This window comes from Pseudomonas protegens (assembly GCF_003732485.1).
GTDB classification, from domain to species: domain Bacteria; phylum Pseudomonadota; class Gammaproteobacteria; order Pseudomonadales; family Pseudomonadaceae; genus Aquipseudomonas; species Aquipseudomonas protegens_B.
Window position 1 is genome coordinate 626436 of the sequence record NZ_MOAK01000086.1, and the last position, 8482, is coordinate 634917.

The window sequence follows — 8482 nt, forward strand, 5'->3', positions numbered from 1 at the left end:
TGGCCTTTCGCTGGTGACCGAGGGGCCCTACAGCATCCAGCAACTGGGCCAGGATGTTCTGGCGGTGCTGGATGCGCTGGATATCCAGCGTGCGCATTTCTGCGGCCTGTCCATGGGCGGCCTGATCGGCCAGTGGCTGGGGATCAATGCCGGCGAGCGCCTGCACAAGCTGGTGGTATGCAACACCGCGGCGAAGATCGGCGAGCCGTCTGTGTGGAACCCGCGGATCGAGACCGTGCTGCGTGACGGCCAGGCGGCCATGGTGGCGTTGCGCGATGCCTCCATCGCCCGCTGGTTCACCAGCGACTTTGCCGAAGCTCACCCTGACCAGGCCAAGTTGATCACCGACATGCTCGCGGCCACCTCGCCGCAAGGCTATGCGGCCAACTGCGCGGCGGTGCGGGACGCGGATTTCCGTGAACAGCTGAGGGCGATCAAGGTGCCCACCCTGGTGATTGCCGGCACTGAAGACGCCGTGACACCACCGTCCGGCGGGCATTTCATCCAGCAGCATGTGGCGGGCGCGGAGTATGCCGAGTTCTATGCCGCGCACTTGTCCAACGTCCAGGCCGGCGACGCTTTCAGCGCCCGGGTCGTGGATTTTCTGCTGGCCTGAGAGTCGATTCAAGGAGCCCCTTGTGGACGAGAAGCAACGTTATGACGAAGGCATGCAGGTCCGCCGCGCGGTGTTGGGCGATGCCCATGTCGACCGCAGCCTGAATGCCCTGACCGAGTTCAATTCGGAGTTCCAGGAAATGATCACCCGCCATGCCTGGGGTGATATCTGGACCCGTCCGGGCCTGCCGCGGCACACCCGCAGCCTGATCACCATCGCCATGCTGATCGGCATGAACCGCAACGAAGAGCTCAAGCTGCACCTGCGGGCTGCGGCCAACAACGGCGTGAGCCGAGCCGAGATCAAGGAAGTGATCATGCAGAGCGCGATCTACTGCGGCATCCCGGCGGCCAACGCCACCTTCCACCTGGCGGAATCGGTGTGGGACGAACTGGGCATCGAATCCCGTAGTTGAGGCGCCAGAGCTGCACCGCGTGGTTTCAGACGGTGGCCAGAATGAACACCCGCTTGAACGGGAACAGCGTCCGGCCATCGCCTTCGGGCGGATAGTAGCGATGTACCCGTGCCAGGTAATGGTTGAGGAAGCATTGTCGTTGCCGCTCGTCCAGGCTCAGGAGTACGGGGCGCAAGGCCGAGACCTTGACCCAGTCGAAGATCGGCGACTGGCCTTCCACGACCTGCAGGTGTTCGGTTTCCCAGATGTCCAGTTCCCGAGTCAGGGGCGCCAGCAAACGGTAGTAGCCATCCAGCGACAGTACCCGGCGCTCGGCCATGAACGCCCGCAGTTCCGGGGTGCCCAGCGGTTTGCCGTCCGGTCCTGCCTGCTCCAGGCTTTCGAGTATCAACTGATACCACAGGGCGTCGCGCCAATTGGGCATATGCGCCGCCAGGCAGCCGCCGGGGGTGAGCTGGTTCAACAGGCGCGGCAGCAGGTGTTCGTGGTCACTCATGAAGTGCAGCACGGCGGCGGCGAACAACAGGTCTGCAGGCTGTTCGGCTTTCCATTGCAGCAGGTCGCACCTGCGCCACAGCGCCTTGATCGGCAGGCAGCTGGCTTCGGCAAGCATTTCCGAGGAGCTGTCCACGCCTGTCAGCTCCGCGTAGGGCCAGCGCTGCGCCAGCAGTTGAGTGGCGATACCTGTTCCGCAACCCAGGTCGTAGATGTGATGGGGGTGCTGCAGGGCGACATGATCCAGTAGCTCGACCGCCGGTCGTTCTCGCAGGCGCACGAACTGCTGGTAGGCCTGGGGATCCCATTGGGTGCCGAGATTCCTGGCCGTGGTCGGCTGAGGCTTGGTACTCATGTAAACATCCTTTTTAAAGTTGTCGTCCAATGACATTCAGGGTTCTGAGGAGCAGGGCTGCGCCACGTCGCGTGTCCTCCTCACGCAGCAGCGAGAGCAGCCCGTACAGGCTGGGAGCGCTAGCCTGCGCTGAGGTTTCGGCCTTGGCCATGCGCAGTGCATTGCCCAGCATCCAGCTGGCAGCGGTGGCTTCTTCGAACTGTTGCGCAAGTTTTTCGATCATCGCCTGATCGAGCATGTCGACCAGGTCGCAAAGCAGGGACAACAGGTCGACCAGGTTGTCCAGGCGAGCGCTGTCCAGCAGCGGCTGGAGCTTTTTCATCAGGGCCTGCAGGCCTGGCGTGCCGGCGATTTCAGGCTGGGTCGCCCTTGGACCAGGCATGCTTGGATCGAAGCTATCCATGGCATTGTCTCCTCCCTGTGCAGGGTCAAAGCATTCCGCGGGCTACGGCCCAGTACAGGCCGCGATTGAATCCGGTGCGCAGCAGGCCACCCAACTTGCTCGACGGGGTGGGCAGCACGTCGTGGGTGTAGTCGTACCAAAGGGGCATGCCGGCATTGAGGCCCATCTGCGCGACCGCCTGGACCCTACCGTCATAAACCGCCTCGGGAGAGCCCAGGCGGATTTCTCCGGCAATGTTGTTGGCAATCACCGGGGCCTGGTTGTGGCAGGCGCCGCCGGCCTTGCTGATCGGCAGGTCGACGGTATCGCCAATCACATAGACCCGCTCCAGGCCATAGACTTGCAGGGTTTCGTGATGGGTCGGCAGCCAGCCCTCCTGGCCCTGTGCCTGAGACGCGCCGGATTCGAGCACGGCGTCCACGGCCCGAATCGGCGGGGTGGCCATGAGAATGTCGAAAGGCTGTTCAGCGCCTTCCTCCGAGTAGGCAATACGCCGATCCGGGTCGACCCTGGCCAGGGTGAAGCCGCGCTGGAAGCGGATGTTCCTCTGTTCGAAGATATTCGGCAGCGCCTCGCCGACCGGGCGTTGCAGGAACAGACAATTGCGCAGTAGCTGGGCGGTGCTGGGGTAGGTGTAGATGATCTCGACCCGCTCCCGTACTCCGCGCCGCCGCAGGAAGTCATCGAGCATCAGGGTCGTTTCTACCGGCGCGATGCCGCATTGATGAGGAACATTGGGGGTTTGCGGAAACGACACGGTGATGAACACCCGGCCCTTTTCGATCCGGCTCAGGCGCTGCGCCAGTTGCCGCGCAGGCTGGTATTGGTAGAAGTGGTCGCCGGCTTCCTTGAGCCCCTCGATCCGTTCCGGTGCCGGCACGCAGCCGGTGGCGATCACCAGGAAATCGTAGCCAAGACGCTTGCCGCTGCGAGTGTGCAGGCTCTGGCCGGCAAAATCGAAGCGGGTGACGGGGTCGACCCGGAAGGTTATTTCGGGGCGGAGCAGGGAGCGTTCGGGCCGCTTGAGTTCTTCGTGGAAGAACAGGTTGAACGCCACATACATGAAGGCGGGCTTGTAGAAATGATCCGGCGATTCGGACAGCAGGGTGATTTTGACCTCGTCCCTGAGTATCTCCGGGTAGAGCTTGCTGACCAGTTGATTGGCCAGGATGGTACCGCCTACACCTCCTCCGACAATGACGATGTGCTTGCTCATAACGCAGACCCTCCAAGGCTACGCCAGCTTCACGTACGACATCCGATGGATAACGGAACTGAGTCGATAGGTTTCCTTTTCTGGAAGCGAGCACTGCCCGCCTAAAGTGAATACCCCTTTACTTTATCTGTGTATTAGATTTTTTTTACTAAGCCCGACCAACGGACCTTTCCTTGGGCGCCACGGTTCAAGGCCGACAACTGCAGGGGCCGGCCTTTTGGCTCGGCCCCGTGTTGGAAGGGGCTTACAGCAGGCTGATGGGGTAGCTGACGATCAGGCGGTTCTCGTCGAACTCGTTGTTGCTGAAGTCCCGACGCAGGGTGGAGTTGCGCCATTTCAGGTTGAGGTTCTTCAAGGTGCCGCTCTGTACGGTGTAGGCCAACTCACTTTCCCGACCCCATTCCTTGCCGTCGCTGACCGTGGCGGTGTGCACGTTGCTGCCGCTGATGTAGCGGTTCATCAGGGTCAGGCCGGGAACGCCCAGCGCGGCGAAGTTGTAGTCATGGCGTACTTGCCAGGACTTTTCCTTGGCGTTGTCGTAGCTGGCGTTGTAGCTGTCGTTGGCCAGGGTGCCGCCGCTGGTGCCGTTGACCCGCATCCAGGCACTGTCGCCGGTGAGTTTCTGCAGGCCGACGTAGAAGGTGTTGCCGCCGTACTTGGCCGAGAACAGGCCGGACCAGGTGCGGTTCTCCATGTCGCCGGCACGGGCGCTGCCGTCTTCCTTGCCGTAGAAGAAGCCCAGGTTGGCCCCCAGGGTCCAGTCGCCCAGGGGGTGGGTGTGGATCAGGTTGACGAACTGCTGGCTGTAGATGTCCTTGAGCTCGGCATTCCATAGACCGATCTGGGTGCGCTTGTCGTTGAAGGCGTATTCCGCCCCCTGGAAGTTGAAGCGATCCGAGGTGAAGGCCGCTTTGCCGAACATGGTCATGTCGCTCATGCTGCTGTCGTCGCGGGGGCTGTTGCCGCGGAACTGGCCGCCGTAGAGCGTCAGGCCGGCGATCTCCTTCGAGGTGATCTGGCCGCCGCGGAAGGTCTGCGGCAGCGAGCGACCGTCATCCGAACGCAGGATCGGCAGCACCGGCATCCACTCGCCAACCTTGACTTCGGTCTGCGACAGCCGGGCCTTGAAAGCCACCCCCAGGCGCCCGAAGTTGTCCGCCGGGCGCCCGTCGTGGTCTAGGGGCAGCAGTTGGGTGCCGCCAGTGCCCTTGCCACCGTCGAGCTTCAGCGAGTACAGGCCCAATACGTCCATGCCGAAACCGACAGTGCCCTGGGTAAACCCGGACTTGGCGTCGAGGATGAAGCTCTGGGTCCACTCTTCAGCCTTGCCCTGGGCCTTGGTCGGGTTGGTGAAGTTGCGGTTGATGTAGAAGTTGCGCAGGTTCAGGGTGGCCTGGGCATCTTCGAGAAAGCCCGACTCTTCGGCCATGACCGGCAGGGCGGCGCTGGCCAGCGCCAGGGCCAGAAGGCTGGGCAGAAGGTGTTGCGGCGGGGTGATTGGCTTCATTCGTCGGTCTCTCTAATTGTTAGGGGTGCAACGATCCACTGCCGCAAAAAGCCCATGCGGACAGCTTTCAAGGTGTGGGAGGAGGTGCTTGCAGGATCAGCCGGAGCGGGCAGGACGTGAGGGCATGGCATCGAACCTGTTGTTATTGGTGTGTTCGGGTGCCGGGAATGGTGCGTCGCGGATCAGGGCCGATCAATTGGCGAATGCGGGTTCTGGGCGATTAACGAACAGTTATCGAACCGGGTGTGGTGGGGCGCCAGGGGATATATCCCTGATGAATCCTGAGGTTGTCCTCGCTGATCGATCAATGCTGGAAGTTGCGCTATTTCCATGACGCTGCGGGCGGCATCAACTAGTTAATAAAAAGGACTTATTGCTTTAGTAGTAAGCCATTGTTTTTGGATGTTGTTCTTGTATAAAGGATATAGAGGTAATCGCCAGTTAAACTTGATATTCGGTGTTATCGATTATCGTGAAAAGGTTTAAGTGAAAGGTTTGTGCTCGCTGGAAAAGCAGGTTTGCCTTGCTATATTGAAGTTCCTCAAGACGGACAAGGGCAAGTTTAAAGTTTCGTCGGGAGAGGGCTTTTTATCGTGTTGTGAATATACAAGGAGAAACACCATGAGTACGAGAGTCAATCAGGAACGCTTGGCGTCGGTAGTCGGTCGCGCACTTCTGGATAAGGAGTTCGCCGCACAGTTGCAAAAGGACCCAGAAGCAGCAGCCAAAGGCATCGGTGTGCACCTGAGTGTTACCGAAGTGGGTGCAGTGAAAAGTATCGATACGGCAAAACTGACCAGCGCCGGTTCGGCGATTCGCGACAAAATTGGTGTCGCGGCAATCTTTGACACTCAACAGCAACAGGCGCGCATGGACTGAGCGAGGCGTGTGCAGTCCGGTGTGTCGCACTTAAGGTTTCATGAGTGCGGCACGCCGGAACCGGGATTCAAGGTCATAGTGGAGTGTCTGTCCGTGTCCATCACCCTGGTGTCGATGCAGGAAGCCGACTTCAGTCGTTTCGCCCAGCGAGCCCTGGATGAGTATGCCGCCGGCATGGTGGCTGCCGGTGAATGGCTGCCGGAGCAGGCATCGCTCCAGGCGGCAGAGGTGTTCCGCCAGTTGCTGCCGCAGGGTCGTCTGAGTACGCACAACCACTTGTGGCGGGCGCTTTGTGCGGGGCGGGCGGTGGGCGAGTTGTGGATCGCCGAGCGCCAGGTGGGCCCTCGACGGATTGCCTTCATCCTCGATCTCTATATCGAACCGATCGAACGTCGCCGGGGTTATGCCAGGCAGACGCTGTTGGCCGGTGAGTCGGCGGCGCGTGAGTGGGGGTGTGACGAGATGCGTTTGCATGTCTTCGGGCACAACCAAGGGGCGCGTCGTCTTTATGAACTGCTGGGCTATGAAGTCGCCAGCCTGACGATGAACAAGCCCTTGCCGTGACCTTAAGGGAAGGTTGAACCATGGACAGCGCTAACAGTAAGCAAGCGGAACTTTCCATTGATGAGCTATTTCAGGGCACCACTTTTCTCCCGGACAGCGAACCGGAACGGTTTCTACAGTTGCAGGAGCAAGTTGCAAAAAATCGATATACGATGTTTGTCGCGTTATATGCCGAACTGTCAAAGTTGTTTGCCGCTGATGCTGCGTTGAGTCCGTTTTTTAAGCAGGCACTGGATATTATTCTGTCTGAGCAAAGTGCTCGCTCCAAACTTGTTGGACATCCAGTGTTTCAGATCTGGAGTATTCTGACATTTCGCGATGTCAACTATCTGTTGACTGGAAAGACGCTGGATGATGGTGAAGTTAAAGCCAGGCTCCTGGAGTTTGCGCAAGTACTGCAACGGATCGAAACTGCGCAGGATGCACAGGTCGATGAGCAATACCCGCCGGTTTATCGATTCGATGTCGACCCGTTGATCACCCAGGTCACGCCGCCCAGTTATGACTATCCGCCAGACGAGCTGACCCGGCGTCAGCTGGAGAAGGCGGGTTATTCCAAAGCCTTTTTCAAGGACGTCATGCAGCTTGCCCTGCTGCGGATCAAGCACACCTGGCCGACCTGTCACGAACAGTGGCAGGTGCTGGTCAAGGCCGTGTGCTATTTGCCCGACGGCAGTTTTCGCAGTTGCTCGGCGTCCCGTTACACCGGGGTGATCCTGCTGTCGAGCCGGGACAATTCGATACTCGATATGGAAGAGTCGCTGGTGCATGAAGCGACCCACCAACTGCTGTACAACATCGTCGAAGTCGCTGCGGTGGTTGAGCCCCATGCCTCCAAGGAGGCCCTGTACACCTTGCCCTGGTCGGGGCAGCAGCGTGATTTGTATGGCTACTTCCATGCCTTCTACGTCTACATCGCCCTGGTCAAGTACCTGGAGCGGGTCCAGACCCGTCCGGCGGAGGAAATGCACCGGGCCGAGCAGCGCATGCTGTTTATCCTGCGGGGGTTGAGCAAGGCGCTGGCAGATTTCGAAACCGCGCCGGGTTTCACCGCGCAAGGGCGAGAACTGCTGGGCAACCTGATGCAAGAGGTACATCGGCTGGAGCGGCGTCATGCCGGATTGCTGAGTCGGGGCGAGGGGGCCAGCACCGTTGCGGCGCCCCTGCACATGACGGCCTGAGCCAGGGAGGCGGACATGCAAAACTTCGATTCTTCGCGTTTCCCGGAAGCCGGGGTAGGGCTGGAATACCATTTGCCGCACGGCGCCGGGGCTGAACCAGGCGGGCTCGATCCCACCATCGAGCGGATTCTGGGTGAAGGGCTGCCGTACTTCGATTACCTGGAGTTCCAGCCCACCCACTGCATTCTGCAGCCGCGGCTGAACGAGCTGGGCGGACGGGTGCCGGTGCTGCTGCACTCTTCCAGCCTGTCCCTGGGCAGCGTCGGCATCGAGATGGACCGGGAGTTTTTGCACATGACCCGCCGTCTGTGCGACCGGACTTCATCCCCCTGGCTGGCGGAGCATATTTCCTGGTCACGGTTTCAGGGGGGCGATACCCAGCATTTCATTTTGCCGAGCCTGGCCCGTGAAGTGGCCGATACGGTGGTGGCCAACGCCCTCGAGCTGCAGGCCTTCACCCGGACCCCCCTGGTGCTGGAGAACGCGCCCAGGCTGTTTTCCATGGACATTGGCCAGGAACTCTCCGAAGGCGGGTTCATTTGCAGTGTGGTCGAGCGCAGTGACAGTGGCTTTCTCCTGGACCTGGACAGTGCCATCAGCACCGCCAGGGCCCTGGGCTACGACTTGCGCGATTACCTGCGGTCGTTGCCGCTGCAACGTCTGATCGAGGTGCATATCGGCGATCCGCGGCGGGATTGGGACATCCTGCGCCAACTCTTGCAGTGTGCGCCGCTCAAGGCGGTCACCATCGAGTGGGACATTGCCGATCGAGCCGAGGACCCGCAGTTGTCGGCGCTGATCAAGGAGATCAAGGCCCTGCGGCCCGAGCCGCTGTTCTGGCAGGCCGCGCC

The 8482-nt window shown here is 60.6% G+C and carries 10 protein-coding genes; 6 read left to right on the plus strand and 4 right to left on the minus strand.

What is annotated here, in order from left to right; translation table 11 throughout:
* Together pcaD and pcaC are read left to right on the plus strand one after the other, a co-directional pair.
* Window positions 1-616: 3-oxoadipate enol-lactonase (gene pcaD / locus BLX41_RS29890; RefSeq protein ID WP_259745365.1), on the plus strand; the 616-nt coding region annotated here is incomplete at its 5' end.
* Between the two features lie 22 nt (window positions 617-638).
* A complete protein-coding gene (gene pcaC / locus BLX41_RS29895; RefSeq protein ID WP_123727768.1) occupies window positions 639-1031 on the plus strand; it encodes a 4-carboxymuconolactone decarboxylase in 393 nt (130 codons plus the stop codon).
* Window positions 1032-1056: 25 nt separating this feature from the next.
* Here pcaC and BLX41_RS29900 read toward each other — a convergent pair whose 3' ends face one another.
* The 4 genes from BLX41_RS29900 to BLX41_RS29915 all read right to left on the minus strand — a co-directional run bounded on the left by BLX41_RS29900 (window position 1057) and on the right by BLX41_RS29915 (window position 5007).
* Window positions 1057-1881: a methyltransferase domain-containing protein gene (locus BLX41_RS29900; protein WP_123727769.1), complete on the minus strand. Its 825-nt coding sequence runs from the start codon at window positions 1879-1881 to the stop codon at window positions 1057-1059.
* A 13-nt stretch (window positions 1882-1894) separates the two neighbouring features.
* Window positions 1895-2284 (minus strand): helical membrane plugin domain-containing protein, encoded by a 390-nt coding sequence (locus BLX41_RS29905; protein ID WP_123727770.1) that lies wholly within the window; start codon window positions 2282-2284, stop codon window positions 1895-1897.
* A 25-nt stretch (window positions 2285-2309) separates the two neighbouring features.
* Window positions 2310-3500 (minus strand): NAD(P)/FAD-dependent oxidoreductase, encoded by a 1191-nt coding sequence (locus tag BLX41_RS29910; protein WP_123727771.1) that lies wholly within the window; start codon window positions 3498-3500, stop codon window positions 2310-2312.
* A gap of 244 nt (window positions 3501-3744) precedes the next feature.
* A complete protein-coding gene (locus tag BLX41_RS29915; RefSeq protein ID WP_123727772.1) occupies window positions 3745-5007 on the minus strand; it encodes an OprD family porin in 1263 nt (420 codons plus the stop codon).
* A gap of 621 nt (window positions 5008-5628) precedes the next feature.
* Between BLX41_RS29915 and BLX41_RS29920 the strand changes: the two genes are divergently transcribed.
* The 4 genes from BLX41_RS29920 to BLX41_RS36705 all read left to right on the plus strand — a co-directional run.
* Window positions 5629-5886 (plus strand): Os1348 family RiPP precursor, encoded by a 258-nt coding sequence (locus tag BLX41_RS29920; protein WP_102861503.1) that lies wholly within the window; start codon window positions 5629-5631, stop codon window positions 5884-5886.
* 93 nt (window positions 5887-5979) lie between these two features.
* Window positions 5980-6450, plus strand: coding sequence for a GNAT family N-acetyltransferase (locus BLX41_RS29925; protein WP_259745366.1), 471 nt, complete (start codon window positions 5980-5982; stop codon window positions 6448-6450).
* Window positions 6451-6470: 20 nt separating this feature from the next.
* The gene (locus tag BLX41_RS29930; protein ID WP_123727773.1) at window positions 6471-7631 is read left to right on the plus strand and encodes an aKG-HExxH-type peptide beta-hydroxylase; all 1161 of its coding nucleotides are present in this window, start codon (window positions 6471-6473) and stop codon (window positions 7629-7631) included.
* A gap of 15 nt (window positions 7632-7646) precedes the next feature.
* Window positions 7647-8482: DUF692 domain-containing protein (locus BLX41_RS36705; protein WP_259745367.1), on the plus strand; the 836-nt coding region annotated here is incomplete at its 3' end.

Coding starts and splice junctions, on each gene's coding strand:
- BLX41_RS29900 (WP_123727769.1), bottom strand. CDS start 1,881: ATGAGTACCAAGCCTCAGCCGACCACGGCCAGGAATCTCGGCACCCAA.
- BLX41_RS29915 (WP_123727772.1), bottom strand. CDS start 5,007: ATGAAGCCAATCACCCCGCCGCAACACCTTCTGCCCAGCCTTCTGGCC.
- BLX41_RS29930 (WP_123727773.1), top strand. CDS start 6,471: ATGGACAGCGCTAACAGTAAGCAAGCGGAACTTTCCATTGATGAGCTA.
- BLX41_RS29920 (WP_102861503.1), top strand. CDS start 5,629: ATGAGTACGAGAGTCAATCAGGAACGCTTGGCGTCGGTAGTCGGTCGC.
- BLX41_RS29910 (WP_123727771.1), bottom strand. CDS start 3,500: ATGAGCAAGCACATCGTCATTGTCGGAGGAGGTGTAGGCGGTACCATC.
- BLX41_RS29905 (WP_123727770.1), bottom strand. CDS start 2,284: ATGGATAGCTTCGATCCAAGCATGCCTGGTCCAAGGGCGACCCAGCCT.